We start from the raw sequence: 24,714 nt of genomic DNA on the forward strand, positions 1-24,714 counted from the left end.
GGAAGGAACGATCATGGACGCAGCCGAGCGCGAGCACCGACGTCAGCGGGCCGAGAACCTGCTGGCCGGCCTGGAGGAGCAGGGCGTGGTCGCCGTGGCCACCAGCTTCGTCGACAACGCCGGGGTCTCGCGCGTGAAGTCGGTGCCGCTGGACCGGCTGCCCTCGCTGGCCGCGTGGGGCGTCGGCTTCTCCACCGCGTTCGACTTCTTCCGGTTCGACGACTGGGTGGCCGCGCCGCCGAGCGGCGTCGGTCCGGTGGGCGACCAGCGGATCGTGCCCGACCTCGACCGGCTCGTCGTCCGCTCCGCGCTGGACGGCTGGGCGTGGGCGCCCGGTGAGCGCTTCGCCCAGGACGGCTCGGCCTACGCCCTGGACAGCCGGCTGCTGCTGCGCCGGCTGGTCGCCGACGCCGCCGCCGGCGGCCTGACCTACCGGGCCGCCTACGAGATCGAGTGGGTGGTCTCGCTCGACGACACCGAGTTCGTGCCGGCCGCGAGCGGGCCGGCGTACGGGCTGGCGCGGCTGGGTGACGCCTCGGACTACTCCCACGACGTGCTCGCCGCGCTGGCCGCGGAGGGCGTGACGGTCGAGCAGTACCACCCCGAGTACGCCCCCGGGCAGTTCGAGCTCTCGGTGGCGCCAGAGGACCCGGTGGGCGCCGCCGACACCTCGGTGCTGGTGCGCGACACGGTCCGCGCGGTCGGGCGCCACCACGGGTTCGTCACCTCCTTCTCCCCCAAGGTCGACGTCGCCGGCGTCGGCAACGGCGGTCACGTGCACCTCTCGCTGTGGCGCGACGGTCAGAACCTGATGGCCGGCGGCCAGGAGCGGTTCGGGCTGACGGCGGAGGGCGTCGCGTTCGCCGGCGGCGTGCTGGCCCACCTGCCCGGACTGCTGGCGATCGGCGCCCCCGGCGTCGCCTCCTACCTGCGGCTGGTCCCGCAGCACTGGGCGGGCGCCTACGCCTGCTGGGGGCTGGAGAACCGCGAGGCCGCGCTGCGGATGGTCACCGGCTCGACCGGCAGCGAGTCGGCCGCGGCCAACCTGGAGGTCAAGTCCTTCGACCTGCAGGCCAACCCCTACCTGCTGCTGGCCGGCCTGCTCGCCGCCGGCACCGCGGGCGCCGACCTCCCCGAGCCGGTCGACGTCGACCCCGCCTCGCTGGGCGAGGACGAGCTGGCCCGCCGCGGCATCGGCCGGCTGCCGACCAGCCTGCGCGAGTCGCTGGACGCCTTCGCCGCCGACGAGGTGCTCACCACCGCCTTCGGCCCGCAGCTGGTCGAGGCGATCGTCGCGGTCCGCGAGTCCGAGCTGGAGCTCTTCGCCGACGCCTCGCCCGAGGAGGTCGCCGCCGCCGTGCGGTGGGTGCACTGAGGCCGCCCCCAGGTCGCCAAAGTCCCGCACTTGCGCAGTTGTGCGGGGGACATGTCGGGCGACCCCCTCGATTTCCTGCGCAAGTGTGGAGTTTCGGCGCGCGCGGTCGACGACCGGCGGGCGCCCCCCACGTGCGCCAACTGCACACCTGCGCACCCGGCGCGGACATTCCGGTCGATCGGGCGTGCCGACGTCGCAGGTGTGCAGTTGGCGCACCCCCGGGCCAGGGCGCCGACCACCACCGAAACCCGTTCGCGCACTGTCGGTGCCCGCTGACACCCTGAGTCGGTGAGCTCGGGACCGTCGACGAAGACCCCCCTCCGCGCGTTCTGGCACGACCTGCCGCGGGAGGGTCGGCTGCTGCTCTCCATCGTGGTCGTGGAGTTCATCGGCACCGGGCTGGTGCTGCCGTTCTGGGTGGTCTACCTCCACGAGGTCCGCGGCTTCAGCCTCGCCACCACCGGTCTGCTGATCGGCGTGCAGCCGCTGGCCGGGCTGATCGCCGCCGTGCCCGGCGGCGGGTTGATCGACCGCATCGGGGCACGCCTGGTGCTGGTCGGCTCCACGACGCTGGTGCTGGTGGGCGAGGCCGTGATGGCCTTCGCCTCCACCGCGCCGCTGGCCGCGCTGGGGTTCGCGCTGTCGGGGTGCGCGTTCGGCGTCTCGTTCCCGGCCTCGCAGACGCTGGTGGCCACGATCATGCCCTCGCACCTGCGGCAGCGGTACTACGGGCTCAACTTCAGCCTGCTCAACCTCGGCATCGGCGTGGGCGGCATCGTCGGCGGCGCGTTCGTCGACGTCCACCGGCTGTGGACGTTCCAGACGATCTACCTGGTCGACGCCGCGACGTTCCTGGCGCCGCTGTTCGTGCTGCTGGTCCCGCTGCGCCACGTCACCGGCCGCGCCGAGCACGACGAGGCCGAGACCACCAAGCCGAGCTACCGCGAGGTGGCTCGGCTCCCGGGCATGCGCACGATGGTGCTGCTCAACTTCGTCGCCTCCTTCGTGGCCTACGCCCAACTCAACTCCGGCATGCCGGCGTTCGCCCGCGACGTCGCCCACGTGTCCACCCAGGGTCTGGGGCTGGCGTTCGCGGCCAACACGCTGGTCATCGTGCTGCTGCAGCTGGTCGTGCTGCAGCGCATCGAGGGCCGACGCCGCACCCGGGTGATGGTGGTGATGTCGGCGGTGTGGGCGCTGTCGTGGGTCCTCATGGGCGCCTCGGGCCTGGTGCCCGACACCTGGGGCGCCACGGTGCTCATCGCCACCTGCGCGAGCGTGTTCGCGCTCGGCGAGACGCTGCTGCAGCCGACGATGCCGGCCATCACCAACGACCTAACCACCGACCGGCTGCGCGGTCGCTCCAACGCACTGGCCTCGATCGCCTTCCAGGTGCCGATGGTCCTCGCGCCCCCGATCTCCGGCTGGCTGATCGGGCACCACCAGCAGGTGCCCTACGTCGTCGGGCTGGTCGTCGGCTGCGGCCTGGTGGCGCTGCTGGCCGTCACCCGGCTCGAGCCGCTGCTGAGCCCGACGGCGAACGGCGTCGGCGTCAGGGGTCCGCTCGACGACCCGCCGCCGGGGACCGCTGCCGACGCCCTGCGGGAGTCCGCCGGCCAGCCCTGAACCCAGCGCAGGACACGTGCAGCTTTGTGCAGTGCACATTCACGGTCTCCGGATCGGGCGGCAAGGTCTTGTCGCGCACCCCCGGTTTCGGATTGCGTATCTCCGCTCGCCACTCCCGACGAGCACGAAGAATGGGAGATCACCACCGTGCGCCAGAAGATTCTCGGGACGGCTCTGGCCGGTGCCGCGACAGCGATCCTGCTCGCCACCAGCCCCGCCCACGCAGCACCGGCACCTACCCAGCAGGCCACGCCGGCCACGGCGAAGGCCATGCACGCGCAGCGCCTGTGCAGCGCCAGCACCAAGAAGACCGTCGCCTCCTGCTACGCCGAGGTGCTGGTCAAGAACAGCACCGACCTCGCCCCCGACAGCGCGGCCCCTCCGGCCTCCGGCATGACGCCGGACGACCTGCAGGACGCCTACAACGTGGCGGGCACGACCTCCGGCGGGCGCACCGTCGCGATCGTCGACGCCTACGGCTACCCCAACCTCGAGCGCGACCTGGGCGTCTACCGCTCGCAGTTCGGGCTCTCGGCCTGCACGAAGGCCAACGGCTGCCTGAAGATCATGAACCAGACCGGCGGGACCTCGCTGCCCTCGACCGACGTCGGCTGGGACGGCGAGCAAGCGCTCGACGTCGACGCGGTCTCGGCCGTGTGCCCCGACTGCAAGATCGTCGTCGTCCAGGCCACCTCGGCCTCGATCTCGAACCTCGGCACGGCCGCGAACACCGCTTCGAAGCAGTCCGGCGTGGTGGCGATCTCCAACTCCTACGGCGGCGGCGACCTGGCCGACTCCACCTACGGCGCGAAGTACAACCACCCGGGCATCGCCGTCACGGCCTCCACCGGCGATGACGGCTACGACGGAGCGAGCTTCCCGGCCTCCTCGCAGTACGTCACCGCGGTCGGCGGCACCTCACTGACCTCGGCGAGCAACACTCGCGGCTGGTCGGAGACGGTCTGGGACGGCGCGGGCAGCGGCTGCTCCACCGTCAACGCCGCCCTGAGCGCGGCCTCGTCCTCGGGCACCGGGTGCAGCAAGCGCGCGATGGCCGACGTCTCCGCCGCCGCCGACCCGTCCGCGGGAGGCATGGCGGTCTACTACCCGACCAGCGCGTCGGCCTCCACCTGGGGCCAGATCGGCGGCACCAGCGAGTCCGCGCCGATCGTCGCCTCGGTCTACGCCCTCTCGGGCAACACCTCCGGCTACGCCAACGCGATCCCCTACTCCCACACCGGGTCGCTCAACGACGTGACCAGCGGCTCCAACGGCTCCTGCTCGCCTACCCAGTGGTGCACGGCGCGCAGCGGCTGGGACGGCCCCACCGGGCTCGGCACCCCGAACGGCACCGCCGCCTTCTGATCGGACCCTTGGCAGTCGAACACCTGTTCGTTAACATGGACAGGTGCTCGACTTCCAGGCCTCGTTGCTCGACCTCAACCTCGACCGCGTGGCGCTCGGTGCGCTGCGCGGTCGGGTCGAGCGCCGCGAGCTCTCCGACGGCGCCTGGGTCGACCTGCGTCGCGGCTGGCTCTGCGGCGCCGACGAGGTCTTCGCCGACCTCGTCCACGACGTGCCGTGGCAGGCCGAGCGGCGCCCGATGTACGACGACGTCGTCGCCGTGCCGAGGCTGCTGTGCCACTACGCGGCCGGCGACCTGCTCCCGCACCCGATCCTCGAGCACGCCCGCGACACGCTGTCGTCCTACTACGCCGACGAGCTCGGCGAGCCTTTCGTCACCGCCGGCTGCTGCTACTACCGCGACGGGCACGACTCGGTGGCCTGGCACGGCGACCGGATCGGCCGCGGCCGCAGCGCCGACACGATGGTCGCCATCCTCTCGCTCGGGTCGCCGCGACGGCTCTCGCTGCGACCGGTCGGCGGCACCACTGCGGCGGCGTACCCGCTGGGTCACGGCGACCTGATCGTGATGGGCGGCTCGTGCCAGCGCACCTGGGAGCACGCGATCCTCAAGACCGCCCGACCGGTCGGGCCGCGCATCAGCATCCAGTTCCGTCCCCGCAACGTCTTCTGAGTAGGGTCGGGCGGCATGCGCCGGATCGCCGCCGCCCTCGCCGGGCTGCTCGCCGCCGGCGTGATCGCCGCCGCGGCGCACGCCGCGCCGCCGACCGACCCGACGGCCCTCGCGGTCGTCACCGCCGCCCACGTCGGTCACCCACCGAAGCCCAAGCCACCGCCGGCACCGCCCAACCCGCTGGCCTCACTCAAGCTCGGCGTCTACCAGGGCAACGACGAGCAGGCCTGGGCGCCGTACGCCCGCAGCCGCGGCGAGAACCGCAAGCTGCTGGCCAAGATCGCGCTGCGGCAGAAGGCCAAGTGGTACGGCGCCTGGGTCAGCAACGGCGCGATCGAGGGCAAGGTCCGCGCCTACGTCGAGGGCTCCACGCACGGCCGCTCCGACACGTTCGCGCTGATGGCGCTGTTCCGGGTGGTGCCGTGGGAGGGAGCGGCCTGCCACCGGGTGTCCTCCGGCGGGGAGCAAGCCAGCTACCGGCAGTGGATCGACAACGTCGCCCGCGGCATCGGCTCCTCCCACGTGGTGGTCATCCTCCAGCCCGACGGCCCGTTCGTGACCTGCGCGCCGCACCACTCCGCGGTGCCCTCGCAGCTCATCGCGTACGCCTCGCGCAAGCTCAGCGCGCTGCCCCACACCTACGTCTACATCGACGGCGGGGCGTCGGACTGGCCGTGGAGCCGCTCGGAGGCGGCCAGCTTCCTCATCGCCGACGGCGTCCGCTACGCCCGCGGCATCGCACTGAACTCCACCCACTACGGCGCCACCGGCGACGAGGTGCAGGCCGGTGCCGAGATCGTTCAGGAGCTCGCCCGTCGCGGCATCAAGGACAAGCACGTCGTGGTCAACACCTCCTCCAACGGCCGCCCGGTCGTCTTCGGCCAGGCGCCGGGCAAGGACCACGACAACGCCACGGTGTGCGCCAGCCGGTCCTCGCAGCGCTGCGTGACGCTGGGGATCCCGCCCACCACCGACGTCGCCAACGCGCGCTGGCCACTCACCGCCCGACAACGCACGATGGCCCGCGACTACGTCGACGCCTACCTGTGGTTCGGCCGGCCCTGGCTGTACCGCCAGGCCGACCCGTTCGACTACGGCCGGGCGCTCCAGCTGGCGCGGACGACGCCCTACTGATGCCGCCGAGCCGATGACTCCGTACCGATGAACGGGGCCGACCTGGTCGCGCGGCTGCGACGGTTACGGGGCGAGTCGCAGCGCCCTCGGCTGGTGATCGGCATCGCCGGGGCTCCGGGTGCCGGCAAGACCACCCTGGCGCTGGACCTGGTGGCGCGGCTGGGGCCGGACGCGGTCCACCTGCCGATGGACGGGTTCCACCTGGCCGACGTCGAGCTGGAGCGGCTGGGACGCCGCGACCGCAAGGGGGCACCCGACACCTTCGACCCCGGCGGCCTGGCCGCGCTGCTCGCCCGCGTCGGCGACGGCGAGCCGGTCTGGGCCCCCGCCTTCGACCGCGACCTGGAGCAGCCGGTGGCCCAGAGCATCGCGGTGCTGCCCGAGCACGAGATCGTCGTGGTGGAGGGGAACTACCTGCTGCTGCCCGAGTCCGGCTGGGCCGCCGTCCGGAGCCGGCTCGACGAGGCCTGGTACCTACGGCTCGACGAGCCCACCCGCCGCCAGCGGCTGGTGGCCCGGCACGTGCGGTTCGGCAAGGCGCCCGACGCCGCCGAGGAGTGGGTCGCCCGCGTCGACGAGCCCAACGCCGGGCTGGTGGACCGCAGCGCCCCTCGGGCGGACCTGGTCATCGACCTCGGCCGGTGACGGTTCCCCACGGCACCGTGGTGAACCGTCACCGACGAGAACGACGAAGGGCCCCGGGAACTCCCGGGGCCCTTCGTGCTGACGTGCTCAGAGGCTGCGGATCAGAAGTCCATCCCGCCCATGCCGCCGTCGCCGCCGGCGGGCATCGCCGGCGCCTTCTCGGGCTTGTCGGCCACGACGGCCTCCGTGGTGAGGAACAGCGCGGCGATCGACGCGGCGTTCTGCAGCGCCGAGCGCGTCACCTTGGCCGGGTCGATGATGCCGGTGGCGACCATGTCGACGTACTCACCGGTGGCGGCGTTGAGGCCGTTGCCCGGGGTCAGGTTGCGCACCTTCTCCGCCACGACGCCGCCCTCGAGACCGGCGTTGACCGCGATCTGCTTGAGCGGGGCCTCGGAGGCCAGGCGCACGATGGTCGCGCCGGTGGCCTCGTCGCCGTCGAGCTCGAGCTTCTCGAAGGCCTTGTCGGAGGCCTGCACCAGGGCCACGCCGCCGCCGGCGACGATGCCCTCCTCGACGGCCGCCTTCGCGTTGCGAACGGCGTCCTCGATGCGGTGCTTGCGCTCCTTGAGCTCGACCTCGGTGGCCGCGCCGACCTTGATGACCGCGACGCCGCCGGCCAGCTTGGCCAGCCGCTCCTGCAGCTTCTCGCGGTCGTAGTCGGAGTCGGACTTGTCGATCTCGGCGCGGATCTGGTTGACCCGGCCCTGGATCTGGTCGCCGTCACCGGAGCCCTCGACGATCGTGGTCTCGTCCTTGGTGACGACGATCTTGCGGGCCTGGCCCAGCATGTCGACGGTGGCACCCTCGAGCGAGAGACCCACGGTCTCGGAGATGACCTGCGCGCCGGTCAGGATCGCGATGTCCTGCAGCATGGCCTTGCGGCGGTCACCGAAGCCCGGAGCCTTGACGGCCACGGACTTGAAGGTGCCGCGGATCTTGTTGACGACCAGCGTCGAGAGGGCCTCGCCGTCGACGTCCTCGGCGATGATCAGCAGCGGCTTGCCCGACTGCATGACCTTCTCCAGCACCGGGAGCAGGTCCTTCACGTTCGAGACCTTGGACTCCACGATGAGGATGTAGGGGTCGTCGAGGACGGCCTCCATGCGCTCGGGGTCGGTGAAGAAGTACGCCGAGATGTAACCCTTGTCGAAGCGCATGCCCTCGGTGAGCTCGAGGTCCAGCCCGAAGGTGTTGGACTCCTCGACGGTGATGACGCCTTCCTTGCCGACCTTGTCCATCGCCTCGGCGATGATCTCGCCGACGGTGGTGTCGGCCGCGGAGATGGACGCCGTCGAGGCGATCTGCTCCTTGGTCTCGACGTCCTTGGCCATGCCGAGCAGCTGCTCGGAGACGGCCTCGACGGCCTTCTCGATGCCGCGCTTGAGCGCCATCGGGTTGGCGCCGGCGGCCACGTTGCGCAGGCCCTCGCGGACCATGGCCTGGGCCAGGACGGTGGCGGTGGTGGTGCCGTCACCGGCGACGTCGTCGGTCTTCTTGGCGACCTCCTTGACCAGCTCGGCCCCGATCTTCTCGTAAGGGTCCTCGAGCTCGATCTCCTTGGCGATGCTCACACCATCGTTGGTGATGGTGGGCGCGCCCCACTTCTTCTCCAGGACGACGTTGCGGCCCTTGGGGCCCAGCGTCACCTTGACCGCGTCGGCGAGCGTGTTCATGCCACGCTCCAGGCCGCGACGGGCCTCCTCGTCGAAAGCAATCAGCTTCGGCATGTGCTCAGTGATTCCTTTACCAAGTCAGATGGGACGACGTCGTGGGTGCCCGCGACGGACGGCCGCCGCACCCGCCGGACCATTCCCGCCGAGCACCGCACGACCTCACCGTTGACGCCGATGGATCTATCACTCTCATGGCGAGAGTGCTAGTAGCAGTATTAGCACTCGCCCCAAGCGAGTGCAAACGTCCGACGGCTCACGACGCGGCCAGTGCGGCGGCCACGAACCGGGCCGCGTTCTGCGGTGCGCGCTCCAGGTAGAGCCCCGGCTCGGTGACCTCGAGCTCGCCCACGGCCAGCGAGCCGTCGGGTAGCCGCAGCTGGTCGACGCGGGCGTAGCTCAGCCTCACACCGAGCAGCTGCTGGGCCGCCGCGACCGTCCGTACGGCGAGGTCGGCCGCCTCGACGTCGGGGTCGGCGACCTCGGTGCGTCCGCCGTAGGTCTCGTGCACGCGGATCTCCTCGCCGGCCGGGTGCTTGAGCAGCTGGGCGCCCGCCTCGCCGCCGAGCACGTAGACCGAGCGCTCGCCCTCGACGCGCACCGACTCCAGCAGCGGCTGCACGATCCAGGGCCCCTCCCCCGCCCCGTGCCCGCGCGCCGCGTCGGCCGCCGTGATCACCTCCACGCCGCGCCCGCCTGCGCCGACGGCGGGCTTCACCACGGCCGTGCCCCACTGCGCGACCGCGCGGCCGAGCTGGTCGGAGGTCTCGGCGACGACGGTCGGCACGACGGGCACCGCGGCGTCGGCGAGCTCGAGCAGGTAGCGCTTGTCGGTGTTCCAGGCGAAGACGTCGGCACCGTGGAGCAGCCGCGGCCCGACCGAGCCGGCCCAGGCCAGGAACTCCGCGCGTCGTTGCTCGTAGTCCCACGTGGCGCGGGCGGCGACCACGTCGGCGGCACGCCAGTCGACGTCCGGGTCGTCCCACGCGGCCCAGCGCGCAGTGGCGCCCGCGTCCGCGAAGGCGCTCAGCAGCAGGTCGCCGCCCGGCTCACCATGGGGCAGGTTCGTGCACGTCGCCAGCAGCACCGAGGGCATGAGGACATCCTGGCGCGAAGGTGCCGAGCTCCTCGACGCGGTAGCCCTCGGGGTAGGAGCGCACCTGCGGCAGGTCGCGGAAGTGCCACTCGTCGCGACGCGCGGGGAAGAACCGCAGTACCCGCCCCCGGACCCTGAGAGCCGCACGGTAGAGCGCGCCCTCGGCCGGCGCGGTGTAGCCGAACGCCTCGAGGAGCCGGTCGTCCATCAGCGAGAGCTGGACGCGGCGCACCAGCCACCGTGGCAGCGGCCGGAAGAGCGGGAACCCGGCCTGCAGCCTCAGCGTCGCCTCCGAGACCGCGACCGCACCGTCGTCGCGGCCGAACCGCTCGACCTCGTAGGCGTCCATCGCCTCGCCGAACTCGCGCCAGGTGGCCGGGATGTCGCGGATGCCCATCAGCCGGCCCAGCCGGCGGTAGTAGTTCGCGGTGGCGGTGCGCTCGATCTCGCTGAGCGGGCGGTAGCCGTAGGCCTCGATCCAGCGGATCGGGACCGTGACGAAGGTGGTGAGGACGTAGCGCAGGTCGTCCTGCGGGATGCGCCAGTGCTGGTGCATCTGGTTCATCCGCCGCACGGCGGCGCGACCGGTCACGGAGTCGAAGCCGTGCTCGCCCACGGCCTCGAGGATCAGCCCGGTGTCGTCGAAGCGGCGCTGGGTGCGCTCGGTGAACTCGCCCGTGCGCGCCAGCAGACCGCCGATGCTGGGCACGGCGTAGGTGCGGAACAGGGCCAGCTCGAGTGCCTGCTCGAGGTCCCACGGGAACTCGCGCGCGACCAGCAGCCGGTAGATCTCCTCGTGGTCGACCTCGGGGTCGAGCTCGGAGATGCGACGCACCCAGTGGCGGCGGCTCAGCATGACCGTGACAGTACTACTGTCACGGTCCCGAGTCAGCGGTCGCAACAAGGCTGGCGGCGCCGATCAGAGGCGCGTCAGCGCATGACTCGGCCGGCGAGAGTGCGGACAAGCCGGGCGACGGGCGCGCGACCCCGGTCGGTTCGCGGGCGCTTCGCCCGGTTCTGTCCCCCGGTTTCACCCGTCGGCCGGTGAAACCGGGCACTCCGGACGCGCGAGTGGAGGAAACCGCCCCCGGCGCCGGCGAGAGACCCTCAGCCCCCCGCCACCGCCGGGATGATCGAGATCTGGACCCCGTCGGCGGTGGGGGTGGCGAGCCCGTCGAGGAAGCGGACGTCGTCGTTGCCGACGTAGACGTTGACGAAGCGACGCAGCGCACCGGCGTCGTCGAGCACCCGGGAGCGGATGCCGGCGTAGCGGGTCTCGAGGTCGTCGATCACCTCGCCGAGGGTGGCGCCTTCGGCGCCGACCTCCGACTCGCCGGAGGTGTAGGTCCGCAGGATGGTCGGCACCCGCACGCTCACGGCCACCTAGATGATCCCTGCGGCGGTGAAGGCCTCGTAGGAGGCGTCGATGGTGGCGGCCGGGCCGACGCGGTCGGCGACGGCGTCGAGGGTCTTCAGGCCGTCGCCGGTGTTGAAGACGACGGTCTCGGCGGAGGTGTCGAGCGCGCCGGACTCGGCCAGCTGCTTGAGCACGCCGATGGTCACGCCGCCCGCGGTCTCGGCGAACACGCCCTCGGTACGAGCCAGCAGCTCGATGCCCTGGCGCACCTGCTCGTCGTCGACGTCGGCCACGACGCCGCCGGTACGGCGCACGACGTCGAGCACGTAGGGACCGTCGGCGGGGTTGCCAATGGCCAGCGACTTGGCGATGGTGTCGGGCCGCACCGGGCGGACGACGTCGTGGCCGTCGCGGAAGGCCTGCGCCACCGGGGAGCAGCCCGTGGCCTGGGCGCCGAAGATGCGGTACGGCTTCTCCTCGACCAGGCCGAGCCTGATCAGCTCCTGGTAGGCCTTGTCGACCTTGGTCAGCTGCGAGCCCGAGGCCACCGGGATCACCGTCTGGTCGGGGATGTGCCAGCCGAGCTGCTCGGCCACCTCGTAGCCCAGCGTCTTGGAACCCTCGCCGTAGTAGGGGCGGACGTTGACGTTGACGAACGCCCAGCCGTCCTCCTCGCCGGCGATCTCCGAGGCCAGCCGGTTGACGTCGTCGTAGTTGCCGCGCACCGCGACGAGCCGGTTGGTGTAGATCGCGCTGGCCACGACCTTGGGGATCTCCAGGTCGTGCGGGATGAACACCACGGTCGGGATGCCGGCGCGGGCACCGGCTGCGGCGACGGCGTTGGCGAGGTTGCCGGTGCTCGGACAGGCGAACACCTTCGAGCCCAGCTCGCGGGCGGCCGACAGTGCCACCGCCACGACGCGGTCCTTGAAGGAGTGGGTGGGGTTGCCGGAGTCGTCCTTGACCCAGAGCCGGTCGATGCCCAGCTCGCGGCCCAGGTTGGCCGCGCGGATCAGCCGGGTGAAGCCGGGCTCGGTGTTGGGGCTCTCGGCGATGTCGGCCGGCACCGGCAGCAGCGGCTGGTAGCGCCAGATGTTGGCGGGCCCGGCCTCGATCTGCTCGCGGGTGATGCTGGGGTAGTCGTAGGAGATCTCCAGCGGCCCGAAGCACTCGGTGCACGCGTAGAACGGCCCCAGCTCCTGGGTGGCGCCGCACTCGCGACAGGAGAGGGCGACGGCGTTGCCGAACGCGCCGGCGCGGAGTCGGTCCTGGACCAGGGTGCTCATGAAAGCCTCCTCATCTTCCCCGCGCGGCGACCTTCGTCCGCGGGACGGAATTGGCACCGGAACCGCGTGGAGCTGGTGCGGTGTGGTTGCCGGGGCTTCGCCGGGCCGTGTCCCTCTGCCCCTCTGGATGAGCTCTGCTCAGCGTAAAAGCGCGTCTCAGAATGTGCACATCGTGTCCGCGATGTGGGACCGATCGTCTCAGGCTCGCAGCGCCCGGACGTCGTCGACCAGCGCGTCGAGGAAGTCCATGACGCCGTCGGGACCGGCGACCACGACGTCGGCCAGGTCCACCAGCGCGGACTCCTCGCGCGAGCCGGAGGCGACGAGCAGACCGACGACGCCGTCGGCGCGCAGGTCGCCGACGGCCTTGAACGCCTCGACGTCGCCCAGGTCGTCGCCGACGAAGCAGAACGCGCCCGCGTCGAGCTCCTCTGCCAGTCGGTGCACGGCCGCGCCCTTGTCCATCCCGCCGGCGCGCACCTCCAGGACCATCCGACCCGGCTCGACCACCAGGTCGTGGCGGCGCGCGGCCTCGCCGACCGGCTCGCGGAGCCGCTCCAGCGCCGCGTCCGGGTCGGGCAGCCGCCGGGTGTGGATGCCGAGCGCCAGCCCCTTCTCCTCCACCCACGCCTCGGCCGCGTCGGCGCGCCGCAGGATGCCGGGCAGCTCGCTGCTCAAGGTGGCCAGCCCGCGCGGCGGCTTGGGGGTGATGACGCGGCGCTCGTGGGAGCTCCAGCGCTCGTTGCCGTACTGGCCGAGCACGTACAGGTCGCGGCCGCGACCGCCCAGCTCGTCGCCGATCTCGTCCAGTCCACCCAGCGCCAGCACCTGACGTGCGGGCCTGCCGGTGACCACCGCCACCCCGCGCACCGCCTCCGCCAGCCGCAGCAGCACCTCGCGCCCGCGCGGGTGGATGCGGGCCTGCTCGGGGTCCTCGACGATGGGCGCCAAGGTGCCGTCGAAGTCGAGCCCGACGACGAGCCGGTCGGCGCCCCGGACCACCGCGGCGTAGTGCCGTTCGGCGTCGGGCGAGACGGTCTCCACGACGCCCATGCTCCCGCAACGCCCCGACCGGGTGCCGCGCGGGCCTTACTGCAGCCGGTAGCCCGAGGTGAGGATCACCGTCAGCCGGTCGCCGCGCATCGGCGACACGGCGGGCTCGACGCGGCTGATGCCGAGGTCGCGGGCGAGCACCTTGGCCGCGCGCGCCATCGCCTTGGGGTAGTAGACCGTGCTGGTCGGGATGGTGCCGTACCAGTTGTCGGAGCCCACCACCTTCCAGCCGACGCTCTTGGCGCGGGTGGCGGCCCGGCCGGCCAGGCCCTTGCGCTTGGTGTTGTTGAAGACCTCGACGAAGGTGGCCGCGCGGCGCACGGCCCGGCTCGGCGCCGAGACCGACGCGCTCGGGCTCGAGGACGCCTTCGGGGTCGAGGCCGACGTCGGACTGGACGACGGGGTCGAGGAGGCCGAGGCGCGCTTCGACGGGGTGGCCGAGGCGCTGCTCGAGGAGCGAGCCGACGAAGGGCTCGGGGTGCTGCTGGCAATTCGGGCCGCGCTGGTGGTGTCGGCGGCCGCGGCGGTCTTCTTGCTCGGCGTGGTGGCCACGTACATGGCGGCGCCGATGGCCACGACGACGATGGCGACGATCATCAGCCGCGAGGGGACGACGACGCCCCGCTCGTCTCGCCTGCTGCACCGGTGGGGGAAGAGGTGCATGGGGGCCTCAGACGTCGAATCCCAGGCGGCGTGCCTGGCGTTGTCGTTGCCGGGAGGCGCGCAGCCGCCGCAGCCGGCGCACCAGCAGCGGGTCGGTGGCCAGCGCCTCCGGCCGGTCGATCAAGGTGTTGAGCACCTGGTAGTAGCGCGCCGACGACATGTCGAACTGCTCGCGGATCGCCTGCTCCTTGGCGCCGGCGTACTTCCACCACTGCCGCTCGAAGTCCAGGATCGAGGCGTCGCGGTCGGACAGCTCGGCGGTGTCGGTCGAGGTCACGTGGGAGGAGGCGTGCTCGGCAGCCATCTGCGGCGACTCCTAGAACGGGGCTGTTGAGGTGACAACGCATCCCATCCTAGGTGTTGGAAGCACAACGGTGTCATTCGGCACGCGGCGAGTCGCCCGACCCGTTTCCCCACTAGCCTGGCGCCCGATGCAAGCAGACGACGTCGTCCGGTGGGGTGTCCTGGCCACCGGCAAGATAGCGCACACCTTCGCCACCGACCTGCGCCTGGTGCAGGGCTCCCGGCTCGCCGCCGTGGCCTCGCGCAGCCTGGAGTCGGCCCAGCGGTTCGCTCTCGAGCACGCCACCGAGGACCACACCCCGCTCGCCTACGGCTCCTACGCCGAGCTGGCCGCCGACCCTGACGTCGACGTGGTCTACGTCGCCAGCCCCCACGCGCTGCACCTCGAGCACGTCCGCATGCTGCTCGAGGCGGGCAAGCCGGTGCTGTGCGAGAAGCCGGTCACCCTCAACGCCGCCCAGGCCGAGGAGCTGATCGACCTGGCGCGCGAGCGCGGGCTGTTCTTCATGGAGGCCATGTGGATGGCCTGCCACCCGCTGGTCCGCCACGTGCGCGAGCGGGTGCTCGCCGGCGACTTCGGCACCCCCACCCAGCTGGTGGCCGACCTCGGCTGGCTGGTCGACCTGCCGCCCACCGACCGGATGTTCGCCCCGGAGCTCGGTGGCGGCGCGCTGCTCGACATGGGCGTCTACGTGCTCACCTTCGCCCAGCTGTTCCTCGGCGAGCCCGAGCAGCTGGGGGCCACGGCGGTGCTCGACGAGCACGGCATCGACCTCAACACCGCCATCGTCGGGCGCTACCCGGGCGGCGCCGTCGCGGCGCTGACCACGACGATGACCGGCCACTCCCCCCGCACCGCCACCATCGCCACCGACCTCGGGCTGCTGGAGTTCCCGGGCCCCTTCCACCACCCCTCGCAGGTGATCTGGACGTCCTACGAGGGCGGTCGCCCGCAGCAGCCGGTCAAGATCGACCCGCCGCAGCCGGTGGTCGGCGCGGGCTACGGCAACGAGGCTCGCGAGGTGGTGCGCTGCCTGCGGGCCGGCGAGCTGGAGTCGCCGATGGTGCCGCACGCCCAGACGCTGGCCGTGATGCGGCAGCTGGACGAGCTGCGCGGTCAGCTGGGCATCGTCTACCCCGGCGAGTAGCGGGCCGGCCCGCTACCCGCCGGGCCAGGCGGCCCGCCGGTACACCGAGTCTTCACGGCTGCGCAACGGCGTCGAAACACGCCCTGCGAACACTCGTCGAGACATACCTGTCGCCCGACAGGTACTCGACCCGAAGGCCCGGCCATGACCGATCCCGCTCCCTCCAGCCGCACCGGCGACGGCACCTACTCCGGCACGCACGCCACCGGCACCGAGCACCACGACCTCTCCAGCCTCGGGTACGACCAGGAGCTGCACCGCGGTGTGGGCTACTTCGCCTCGTTCGCCGCGGGGTTCTCCTTCGTCTCGATCCTCACCACCGTCTTCCAGCTGTTCGGGCTGGGCTTCAGCTTCGGCGGCGCCGCGTTCTTCTGGACCTGGCCGGCCGTGTTCGTCGGGCAGCTGCTGGTGGCCCTGTGCTTCGCCGAGCTGGCCGCCCGATACCCGATCTCGGGCGCGATCTTCCAGTGGGCCAGCCGGCTCTCGGGCACCGACCTGGGCTGGTTCACCGGGTGGGTGATGGTGGTGGGCCAGATCCTCACCGTGGCCACCGCCGCCATCGCGATGCAGGCGGTGCTGCCCTCGATCTGGAGCGGCTTCCAGCTGGTGGGCGGCTCCTCGGCGGACGCCGCCCCCACCAGCGCCACCGGCGCGCAGAACGCCGTGGTGCTCGGCATCATCGTGCTGGTCGCCACCACGATCATCAACGTCATCGGTGTGCGGCTGATGGCGATGATCACGGCCGCGGCCGTCGTCATCGAGCTGCTCGGGGTGGTCGCGCTGGTGATCGCGCTCTTCGGCCACGCCGAGCGGTCGGTCTCGGTGGTCACCACCACCCAGGGCGCGGCACCGGGGGCGTACCTGCCGGCCTGGTTCGCCTCCTCGCTGATGGCCGCCTACGTCATGGTCGGGTTCGACTCCGCCGGCGAGCTCTCCGAGGAGACCCACGCACCGCGCCGCACGACGCCGCGCACCATCGTCCGCGCCCTGGTGGTCTCCGGCGCCGGTGGACTGCTGCTCCTCCTGGGCGGCCTCGTCGCGGCCCCCTCGCTCACCGACGGCTCACTGGCCACCGGCGGGCTGGCCGGCGTCATCACCGCGCGGCTCGGCGACGTCGGCGGCCGGGTGCTGCTGGTGGCCGTGGCCATCGCGGTGTTCGCCTGCACGCTGGCGGTGCAGACCTCCGGCTCGCGCATGATGTTCTCGATGGCGCGGGAGCGGACGCTGCCGTTCTGGTCGGTGCTCGGGAAGGTCTCGCCCCGCACCGGCACCCCGATCGCCACCTCGGTGGTGGTCGGCGTGGGCGCGGCGATCGCGCTGGCGGTGAACTGGCACCAGAGCGCCGTGTTCACCGCGCTCGCCTCGCTGTGCATCGCGATGCTGTACCTGGCCTACCTCGGCGTCACCGTGCCGCTGCTGGTGCGCCGGCTCCGCGGCGGTCTGCCGGGCGGCGTCGACGAGACCGGGGCGCCGCTGTTCAGCCTGGGGCGCTGGGGCGTGCCGATCAACGTGGCCGCCATCGCCTACCAGGTGGTGATGGTCCTCAACCTGGCCTGGCCCCGCGCGGCGATCTACGACCTCACCGGCCACACCTGGTGGCTGCAGTGGAGCGCGTTGCTCTTCATCGCCGCGACGCTGCTGGTGGGCGCGGCCATCCACTGGCGCACCCGCGTACGGCACGGGGGCCCGATCCGGCTGCCGGCCATCGCCGTGCCGGAGCCCACGCCGGAGGCGAGCGCCTGATGCCGACCGACGAGCGCGTCAGCCACCGCGAGGCCGGCCGCGCGACCGGCGACCTGGCCTCGGCCCGCGACGACGCCCGGGCACAGGGCACGTCGGTCTCCGACTGGATGGCCTACCTGCCCGCGTCGAGCTCGCCGTACCCGCCGGCCGGGGTCGACCCGGCCGAGCTCACCTGGGCCGAGACGGTGGCGCCCGGCGGCTACACGCACCGGCGCGTGGCGCGCGGCACGCGCATCCGGTTCGAGGACCTCACCGGCGAGGCCTGCGCGCACGTCGTCGTCCTCAACGCGCTCGCGCCGTGGGAGCGGCTCAACGTCGCCGACACCCAGAAGATCCCCTGGCAGGCCTACCTCGGCACCGACCACCCGCTGCTCTCCGGCGACGGCCGGGTGCTGGCCACCGTGCTCGGCGACACCTCGGGCCACCACGACGCCTTCTGCGGCACCAGCACCGACGCCTGGAACCAGCAGCGCTACGGCGACGCCGCGCCGCAGGGCCCGACTCCCTCGGGACGCGCGCGGCTGACCCTGGCCGCGGCCAAGCACGGCCTCGCCCCGCGCGACCTGCCGCCGTCGGTCTCGTTCTTCCAGGGCGTCCGGGTGGCCGCCGACGGCGCCTTCGACTGGCTGGGCTCGGCCGGGCCGGGCACCTCGGTGGACCTGCTGGCCGAGCTGCCGCTGATCGTGCTCGTGGCCAACGTGCCGCACCCGCTCGACCCGCGCCCCGACTACGTCGTGGGCCCGCTGCGCGTGCACGCCTGGCGCAGCCGACCCACCGGCCCCGACGACGCACGCTTCGAGGCCTCTCCCGAGCGGCGCCGGGCGTACCTGAACTCGTTGGACTACGCGACGGCGGCGGGCCTGTGACCTCCCCGATGACCTCCCCTGTGACCGCGGTGCCGGTCGGCGCGACCTACCACCCGGACTCGCCGCTGGAGTGGAGCGAGCCGCTGGTGCCCGGCCGCATCGTGCTCGACGAGCAGGTGGCGCCCAACGCGCCGTGGTCGGCGGTGGTGGCGGCCGGGCACGTGCTGACCATCGTCGACGTCGGCGGCAACCAGTCCGCGGACTGCCTGATCTACGACGCCGGGGACCACACCGAGCGCTACAGCGTGCCCGACACCCTGACCTGGCAGGGCAACGCCTACGTGCGCGAGGGCACGGTGCTGCGCTCCAACCTGGGCCGGCCGCTGATGACGGTGGTGGGCAACGAGGTGGCGCGACAGGACACGATCGGCGGGGCGTGCGGCAAGGAGTCGAACTCGCTGCGCTACGGCCACCACACGACCTTCCAGCACGGCTGCCGGGAGAACTTCCTGGCCGAGGGCGCCCGGCACGGCCTGGGCGCACGCGACCTGGTCTCCAACCTCAACTGGTTCATGAACGTACCGGTGGAGGCCGACGGCACGCTGGGCATCGTCGACGGCATCTCCGCGCCGGGCAAGCGGGTGGCGGTGCGCGCCGAGACCGACGTGCTGGTCGTGGTGAGCAACTGCCCGCAGATGAACAACCCGTGCAACGACTTCAACCCCACGCCGCTGCGCATGCTGGTCACCGACCCCGCCGCCGATGCCTGACCCGGGACCGGCCGGGACGGTCCTCGTCGCCAACCGCGGCGAGATCGCCCGCCGGGTGCTGCGCACCGCTCGCACGCTCGGGATGCGCACCGTGGCGGTCTACTCCGACCCCGACCGCGCCGCGCCGCACGTGCGCGAGGCCGACGTCGCGGTCCGGCTGGGACCGGGGCCGGCGCGCGAGTCCTACCTCGACGTCGAGGCGCTGCTCGACGCCGCGCGGCGCACCGGCGCCACCGTGCTCCACCCCGGCTACGGCTTCCTCTCCGAGAGCGCCGATCTCGCCCAGGCCGTCGAGGCGGCCGGCATCGCCTTCGCCGGACCGACGCCGGAGCAGATCGAGTCCTTCGGCACCAAGCACACCGCCCGCGCGCTGGCCGAGGCCGCGGGCGTGCCGCTCCTGGCCGGCACGGGGCTGCTGGGCTCGGCCGACGACGCGGTGTGCGCGGCCGAGGACGTGGGTCTGCCGGTGATGCTCAAGGCTACCGGCGGCGGCGGAGGCATCGGCATGCGCGCCTGCCGCACGGTGGACGACGTCCGCGCGGCCTACGACGCGGTGGTGCGGCAGGCCGAGGCCAGCTTCTCCTCCGCCGGGGTGTTCCTGGAGCGGCTCGTCGAGCCGGCCCGTCACGTCGAGGTGCAGGTCTTCGGCGACGGACGCGGGCGGGTCGCGGTGATCGGCGACCGTGACTGCTCGCTGCAGCGCCGTCACCAGAAGGTGATCGAGGAAGCGCCGGCGCCGCTGCTGCCGGCGTCGGTGCGCAGGCAGCTGCACGAGGCCGCGCGGTCGCTGGGGGAGTCGGTGCGCTACCGCTCCGCCGGCACGATCGAGTTCGTCTACGACCCGGTGCGCGAGGAGGCCTCCTTCTTGGAGGTCAACACCCGGCTGCAGGTCGAGCACCCGGTCACCGAGCTGGTGCACGACGTCGACCTGGTGGCGCTGATGCTGCAGCTGGCCCGCGACGGCGAGGTGCCCGGCTCGGTGCTCGAGCGCGACTGGAGCCCGTCGGGCTGGGCCGTGGAGGCCCGCGTGTACGCCGAGGACCCCGACCACGACAGCCGTCCCTCGAGCGGGCTGGTCACCGAGGCGGTGTTCCCCGGCCAGGGCGCGCCCGCACTGGCCGACGTGCGGGTGGACGGCTGGATCGAGACCGGGCTGGAGGTCTCGCCGTACTACGACCCGCTGCTGGCCAAGGTGATCGCCGCAGCCCCCACCCGCGACGCCGCCCTCGACCTGCTGCACGAGGCGCTCACCGAGAGTCGCGTGCACGGGGTGGTGACCAACCTCGGGCTGCTGCGCGGGCTGACCGAGGACCTGCGGCTGCGCAGCGCCAGCCATGCCACCTCGACGCTGGCCAGCACCGCCGACCCCGAGCCGCGCATCGACGTGGTGGAGGCCGGCGCGATGACCACCGTGCAGGACCTCCCGGGCCGGATCGGCTACTGGCAGGTCGGGGTGCCGCCGTCGGGGCCGATGGACCCGGTCTCGCTGCGCGAGGCCAACCTGGCGGTGGGCAACCCGCCGCAGGCTCCGGGGCTCGAGGTCACCGCGACCGGTCCCCGGCTGCGGTTCTCGACGGCGTCGGTGGTGTGCGTGACCGGGGCGCCCGCGGACGTCCGCGTGGACGACGAGGCGGTGCCGATGTGGCAGCCGGTGGAGGTGCCGGCGGGCTCGGAGCTGGCCATCGGCACCGCGGAGGGACCCGGCCTGCGGCTCGCGGTGGCGGTGCGCGGCGGCCTGGAGGTGCCGCGCTACCTGGGCAGCTGCTCCACCTTCACCCTGGGCGGCTTCGGCGGTCACGCCGGCCGGGCGCTGCAGCCCGGCGACGTGCTGCGGCCGGGCTCGCCGGACGCCGACGAGCCGCACCCCTGCCTGCCCGAGGGCGCCACGCTGGGCCGCATCGGCGGACCGACGCCACCCGAGCGGCGTCCGCACCTGACCTCGCAGTGGCAGCTGGCCGTGACCGAGGGCCCCCACGCGGCACCGGAGTTCTTCACCCGCGAGGACCTCGAGACCTTCTACGCCACCGACTACGAGGTGCACTTCAACTCCGCGCGCACCGGCGTCCGGCTCATCGGGCCGCGGCCCCGGTGGGCCCGCGACGACGGCGGCGAGGCCGGGCTGCACCCCTCCAACATCCACGACACCCCGTACGCCGTGGGAGCCGTGGACTTCACCGGCGACACCCCGATCATCCTGGGTCCCGACGGCCCCTCGCTGGGCGGCTTCGTGTGCCCGGCCGCCGTCGCCAGCGGCGACCTGTGGAAGCTGGGCCAGCTCCGACCCGGCGACACCGTGCGCTTCGTGCCGGTGCGCGCGGCCGACGCCCCCGGCCTCGACGAGGCCCGCGCGTCGGCCACCGTGCCGCGACCCGGCGGCGACGGCGACGACGGCGTGCTCGGTCGCACCGAGGCCACCGACGCCGACCCGGGCGTCACCTACCGCCGCGACGGCGACGACAACGTGCTGGTCGAGTACGGCGAGCAGACGCTCGACCTGGGCCTGCGGATGCGCGTCCACGCGCTGATGACCCGCCTGGAGGAGCAGGCTCCCGCCGGCGTGGTGGACCTGACGCCGGGCATCCGCTCGCTGCAGGTGCACACCGACCCCGACGTGCTGCCCGCCGACCGGCTCACCGGACTGCTGCGCGAGATCGAGGCCGACCTGCCGTCCACCGGCGACCTGGTCGTGCCCTCCCGCACGGTGCGGCTGCCGCTCTCGTGGGACGACCCGGCCACCCGGCTGGCCATCGAGCGGTACATGACGGGCGTCCGCGACGACGCGCCCTGGACGCCGTCGAACCTGGAGTTCATCCGCCGCATCAACGGCCTGGACAGCATCGACGACGTGCGCCGCGTGGTCTTCGACGCCAGTTACCTGGTGCTCGGCCTCGGCGACGTCTACCTGGGCGCCCCGGTGGCCACGCCGCTGGACCCGCGGCACCGGCTGGTGACCACGAAGTACAACCCCGCCCGCACCTGGACCGCGGAGAACTCCGTGGGCATCGGCGGGGCGTACCTGTGCGTCTACGGCATGGAGGGCCCCGGCGGCTACCAGTTCGTGGGCCGCACGGTGCAGGTGTGGAACCGCTGGCGCCGCGGCGGGCTGTTCGACGCGCAGCCCTGGGCGCTGCGCTTCTTCGACCGCATCGAGTGGTACCCGGTCTCGGCCGAGGAGCTGCTGGAGCTGCGGGCCGAGACCGACGCCGGCCGGGGCCGCTACGAGAGCGTCGAGGGCAGCTTCGCGCTGGCCGATCACGAGCGCTTCCTGGCCGAGCACGCCACCTCGATCGAGGCCTTCCGCGCCACCCAGGCGGCCGCCTTCGAGGCCGAGAAGCAGCGCTGGCGCGCGTCGGGTGAGTTCGACGTGCGCCCCGAACCCGCACCGACGCCCGTCGCCGCGGAGCCCGACCTGCCCGAGGGCGCCGTCGCCGTCCGGGCCCCGTTCGTGGCCACCGTGTGGCAGGTCTCGGCCCGGCCGGGCACCAGCGTCACGGAGGGCGACCCGCTGATCTCGCTGGAGGCGATGAAGATGGAGACCCCGCTGCGCGCACCCGCCGACGCCGACGTCGTCGAGGTGTACGTCGAGCCGGGCGCCCAGGTGGCGCCGGGCCAGGTGCTGCTCGCGGTGCGGTCGCGATGAGCGCCCGCACCCGCGTGGAGGCCGCGCTGGCCCGGCTGGTCGAGGTCGAGCGGCCCGAGGTCTGGATCAGCCTGCGCGAGCCCGCGGAGCTGCTGGCGCAGGCCGACGACGTCGACGCCCGGGTCGCGGCCGGCGAGCAGCTGCCGCTGGCCGGTCTCGTGGCGGCGGTGAAGGACAACATCGACGTCGCCGGGCTGGCCACCACCGCCGGTGCGGCCTCCTACGCCTACGAGCCGGCGGCCGACGCTCCTGGCGTGGCCCGGCTGCGCGCGGCCGGTGCGGTGGTGCTGGGCAAGACCAACCTCGACCAGTTCGCCACCGGCCTGGTGGGCACCCGCAGCCCGTTCGGCGCCGTCCGCAACGCCTGGGACCCCGCCCGCATCTCGGGCGGCTCCAGCTCGGGGTCGGCCGTCGCGGTGGCCCTCGGCGTCGTCGACCTGGCGCTGGGCACCGACACCGCCGGCTCCGGCCGGGTGCCGGCGGCCCTCAACGGCATCGTCGGCGTGAAGCCCACCAGGGGGCTGATCCCCACCACGGGCGTGGTGCCCGCCTGCCGGACGCTCGACTGCGTCACCGTGCTCGCCCGCGACCTGCGGCTGGCCCGCCGCGCCGCGATGCTGATGAGCGGCCCCGACGGCGTCGACCCGCTGGCCCGCGCGTCACAGCCGGGACGAGCGCTCCCGGCCGTGCCCAGGGTGGCCGTGCCGGACGACCTCGGCGAGCTGGCGCCCGGCTGGGCGGCGGCCTTCGAGGCGGTGGTGGAAACCCTGCGCAGCCAGGGCGTCGAGGTGGTCGAGGTCGACGTCGCGCCGCTGCTCGAGGCGGCCACCCTGCTCTACGGCGGCGCGTTCGTGGCCGAGCGCACCGCAGCGGTGGGCGACCACGTGGCGGCTCACCCCGAGCTGGTCGGCACCGACCTCGACCCCACCGTCGCGGCCATCGTCTCGGCCGGTGCCACGGCGAGCGCCGTGGACTACTTCCGCGACCGGGAGCTGCTCGAGCGACTCGGCCAGCAGGGGCTGAGGTTCCTCGCGGACTGCTCCGCGCTGCTCACCCCCACCACCACCTGGCACCCGACGCTGGCCGAGGTGGCCGACGACCCGGTCGGCGCCAACAGCCGGATGGGGCGCTTCACCAACTTCGCCAACCTGCTCGACCTCTCCGCGCTCGCGGTGCCGGCCGGAGTGGTCGACGGGCTGCCGTTCGGCGTCATGCTCACCGGCGCCGCCCACGACGACGCGCTGCTGGAGCAGATCGCCACCCTGCTGCAGCCCGACGTCGACCTGCTGGTGGTCGGCGCCCACCTCTCCGGTCAGCCCCTCAACCACCAGCTGGTGGCCGCGGGCGGCTCGCTGGTGGGTCCGGCGCTAACGGCACCGGCGTACCGGCTGCACCGGCTGGCCACCACCCCGCCCAAGCCCGGGCTGCGACGCGTGGCCGACGGGGGCGAGGCCGTGCGCGGCGAGGTGTGGCGACTGCCCGCGCCGGGACTGGCCGGGCTGCTGGCCGCGCTCCCCGCGCCGATGACGCTGGGCCCGGTGGAGCTGGCCGACGGGAGCACCGTCGTCGGCTTCGGCTGCGAGCCCGTGGCGCTCGCCGGCGCCGAGGACATCACGGCCCACGGCGGCTGGGCCGACTACCTCGCGACACAATCGATGCGGTGAGCGCCCCGGACGGCAAGGTCACCCCTCGCGTGGGGAGGCCCCGCGCGAACCCGCGCGACGACGACGGTCTCGATGCCCGCGAGCAGATCCTCGACGCGGCGGCCGCCCTGTTCGCCGAGCACGGCTACGCCGGCACCTCCACCCGCGCCATCGCCGAGCGCGTCGGGATCCGGCAGGCCTCGCTGTACTACCACGTGGCGGGCAAGGACGACCTGCTGCTGGAGCTGCTCGAGCGCTCCGTGCGTCCCAGCCTGGACTTCGTGGCCGACCTGCTGCGGCTGGGCGCGGGTGAGCGACGCTACGCCGCGCTCCACGCGCTGGCGGTGATCGACGTCGGGACCCTGCTGGCCACCCCCCACAACATCGGCACCCTCTACTTGACCCACGAGGTGCAGCAGCCGAGGTTCGAGCCCTTCCACCGCCACCGCGCCGAGCTGCGGTCGGCCTACGTGGAGCTGGCCGGCTCGGAGTTCGCTGGCAGCTGCTGCCTGCAGCTGGTGGAGATGGTGATCGGGCTGCGCCGCGACCGCGAGCCCGCGCCGGCCGAGTCCGCCGGGCTGCGCGAGGAGATCGCCACGGCCTGCCTGCGCGTGGTCGGGCTGGCGCCCGGACGGGTGGCCGCTGCGGCGCGCGAGGGCGCACGGCTGGTGGAGCAGCTCGCCGGCGAGGGGTCCCGTACGCCGCCCGCATAGGG

At 73.2% G+C, this 24,714-nt stretch carries 21 protein-coding genes and 1 riboswitch; of the genes, 13 read left to right on the forward strand and 8 right to left on the reverse strand.

Annotated elements, in window-relative coordinates:
• Nucleotides 1-13 precede the first annotated feature (13 nt).
• The 6 genes from D9V37_RS15420 to D9V37_RS15445 all read left to right on the forward strand — a co-directional run bounded on the left by D9V37_RS15420 (nt 14) and on the right by D9V37_RS15445 (nt 6,818).
• Nucleotides 14-1,375 carry a type I glutamate--ammonia ligase gene (locus tag D9V37_RS15420; RefSeq protein WP_121807067.1) on the forward strand — a complete coding sequence of 454 codons (1,362 nt, stop codon included), beginning with the start codon at nt 14-16 and terminating at the stop codon, nt 1,373-1,375.
• A gap of 288 nt (nt 1,376-1,663) precedes the next feature.
• Nucleotides 1,664-3,001, forward strand: coding sequence for an MFS transporter (locus tag D9V37_RS15425; protein ID WP_121807068.1), 1,338 nt, complete (start codon nt 1,664-1,666; stop codon nt 2,999-3,001).
• 147 nt (nt 3,002-3,148) lie between these two features.
• Nucleotides 3,149-4,366 (forward strand): S53 family peptidase, encoded by a 1,218-nt coding sequence (locus D9V37_RS15430; RefSeq protein WP_198412596.1) that lies wholly within the window; start codon nt 3,149-3,151, stop codon nt 4,364-4,366.
• A 43-nt stretch (nt 4,367-4,409) separates the two neighbouring features.
• Entirely contained in the window at nt 4,410-5,039 is a 630-nt protein-coding gene (locus D9V37_RS15435) for an alpha-ketoglutarate-dependent dioxygenase AlkB (protein ID WP_121807069.1), read from the forward strand.
• Between the two features lie 15 nt (nt 5,040-5,054).
• Nucleotides 5,055-6,173, forward strand: a complete 1,119-nt coding sequence (locus D9V37_RS15440; protein ID WP_121807070.1) for a glycoside hydrolase family 6 protein — start codon at nt 5,055-5,057, stop codon at nt 6,171-6,173.
• A 27-nt stretch (nt 6,174-6,200) separates the two neighbouring features.
• Nucleotides 6,201-6,818 (forward strand): nucleoside/nucleotide kinase family protein, encoded by a 618-nt coding sequence (locus tag D9V37_RS15445; protein ID WP_121807071.1) that lies wholly within the window; start codon nt 6,201-6,203, stop codon nt 6,816-6,818.
• Nucleotides 6,819-6,919: 101 nt separating this feature from the next.
• Here D9V37_RS15445 and groL read toward each other — a convergent pair whose 3' ends face one another.
• The 8 genes from groL to D9V37_RS15485 all read right to left on the reverse strand — a co-directional run bounded on the left by groL (nt 6,920) and on the right by D9V37_RS15485 (nt 14,250).
• Nucleotides 6,920-8,548 (reverse strand): chaperonin GroEL, encoded by a 1,629-nt coding sequence (gene groL, locus D9V37_RS15450; RefSeq protein WP_121807072.1) that lies wholly within the window; start codon nt 8,546-8,548, stop codon nt 6,920-6,922.
• Between the two features lie 199 nt (nt 8,549-8,747).
• The gene (locus tag D9V37_RS15455) at nt 8,748-9,587 is read right to left on the reverse strand and encodes an ATP-grasp domain-containing protein (RefSeq protein WP_121807073.1); all 840 of its coding nucleotides are present in this window, start codon (nt 9,585-9,587) and stop codon (nt 8,748-8,750) included.
• Nucleotides 9,541-10,443 (reverse strand): oxygenase MpaB family protein, encoded by a 903-nt coding sequence (locus D9V37_RS15460; RefSeq protein ID WP_121807074.1) that lies wholly within the window; start codon nt 10,441-10,443, stop codon nt 9,541-9,543. The genes D9V37_RS15455 and D9V37_RS15460 overlap by 47 nt, the downstream gene beginning before the upstream one ends.
• Nucleotides 10,444-10,694: 251 nt before the next feature.
• Nucleotides 10,695-10,970: a MoaD/ThiS family protein gene (locus D9V37_RS15465; protein WP_121807075.1), complete on the reverse strand. Its 276-nt coding sequence runs from the start codon at nt 10,968-10,970 to the stop codon at nt 10,695-10,697.
• Nucleotides 10,971-12,230, reverse strand: a complete 1,260-nt coding sequence (gene thrC / locus D9V37_RS15470) for a threonine synthase (RefSeq protein WP_121807076.1) — start codon at nt 12,228-12,230, stop codon at nt 10,971-10,973. It lies immediately after the preceding gene.
• A 7-nt stretch (nt 12,231-12,237) separates the two neighbouring features.
• Nucleotides 12,238-12,364: riboswitch (SAM riboswitch) on the reverse strand.
• 64 nt (nt 12,365-12,428) lie between these two features.
• Entirely contained in the window at nt 12,429-13,274 is an 846-nt protein-coding gene (gene otsB / locus D9V37_RS15475; protein WP_121807845.1) for a trehalose-phosphatase, read from the reverse strand.
• Nucleotides 13,275-13,319: 45 nt separating this feature from the next.
• Nucleotides 13,320-13,946 carry a LytR C-terminal domain-containing protein gene (locus D9V37_RS15480; protein WP_121807077.1) on the reverse strand — a complete coding sequence of 209 codons (627 nt, stop codon included), beginning with the start codon at nt 13,944-13,946 and terminating at the stop codon, nt 13,320-13,322.
• A 7-nt stretch (nt 13,947-13,953) separates the two neighbouring features.
• Nucleotides 13,954-14,250, reverse strand: a complete 297-nt coding sequence (locus D9V37_RS15485) for a DUF3263 domain-containing protein (RefSeq protein ID WP_121807078.1) — start codon at nt 14,248-14,250, stop codon at nt 13,954-13,956.
• Between the two features lie 127 nt (nt 14,251-14,377).
• Between D9V37_RS15485 and D9V37_RS15490 the strand changes: the two genes are divergently transcribed.
• The 7 genes from D9V37_RS15490 to D9V37_RS15520 all read left to right on the forward strand — a co-directional run bounded on the left by D9V37_RS15490 (nt 14,378) and on the right by D9V37_RS15520 (nt 24,712).
• On the forward strand, nt 14,378-15,397 hold the full coding sequence (locus D9V37_RS15490; protein ID WP_121807079.1) for a Gfo/Idh/MocA family protein: 1,020 nt from the start codon (nt 14,378-14,380) through the stop codon (nt 15,395-15,397).
• 144 nt (nt 15,398-15,541) lie between these two features.
• Nucleotides 15,542-17,140 (forward strand): APC family permease, encoded by a 1,599-nt coding sequence (locus D9V37_RS15495; RefSeq protein ID WP_121807080.1) that lies wholly within the window; start codon nt 15,542-15,544, stop codon nt 17,138-17,140.
• Nucleotides 17,140-18,006 carry an urea amidolyase associated protein UAAP1 gene (locus D9V37_RS15500; RefSeq protein ID WP_121807081.1) on the forward strand — a complete coding sequence of 289 codons (867 nt, stop codon included), beginning with the start codon at nt 17,140-17,142 and terminating at the stop codon, nt 18,004-18,006. Before D9V37_RS15495 ends, D9V37_RS15500 begins: the two co-directional genes overlap by 1 nt.
• An 8-nt stretch (nt 18,007-18,014) precedes the next feature.
• On the forward strand, nt 18,015-18,716 hold the full coding sequence (locus D9V37_RS15505) for an urea amidolyase associated protein UAAP2 (protein ID WP_121807846.1): 702 nt from the start codon (nt 18,015-18,017) through the stop codon (nt 18,714-18,716).
• Nucleotides 18,709-22,356, forward strand: coding sequence for an urea carboxylase (uca, locus tag D9V37_RS15510; protein WP_121807082.1), 3,648 nt, complete (start codon nt 18,709-18,711; stop codon nt 22,354-22,356). Before D9V37_RS15505 ends, uca begins: the two co-directional genes overlap by 8 nt.
• A complete protein-coding gene (locus D9V37_RS15515; protein ID WP_121807083.1) occupies nt 22,353-24,020 on the forward strand; it encodes an allophanate hydrolase in 1,668 nt (555 codons plus the stop codon). Before uca ends, D9V37_RS15515 begins: the two co-directional genes overlap by 4 nt.
• Nucleotides 24,017-24,712: a TetR/AcrR family transcriptional regulator gene (locus D9V37_RS15520; RefSeq protein ID WP_232524953.1), complete on the forward strand. Its 696-nt coding sequence runs from the start codon at nt 24,017-24,019 to the stop codon at nt 24,710-24,712. The genes D9V37_RS15515 and D9V37_RS15520 overlap by 4 nt, the downstream gene beginning before the upstream one ends.
• The last annotated feature ends 2 nt before the right edge of the window (nt 24,713-24,714 follow it).

The sequence above is a fragment of the Nocardioides mangrovicus genome (assembly GCF_003674065.1).
GTDB classification, from domain to species: Bacteria; Actinomycetota; Actinomycetes; order Propionibacteriales; family Nocardioidaceae; genus Marmoricola; species Marmoricola mangrovicus.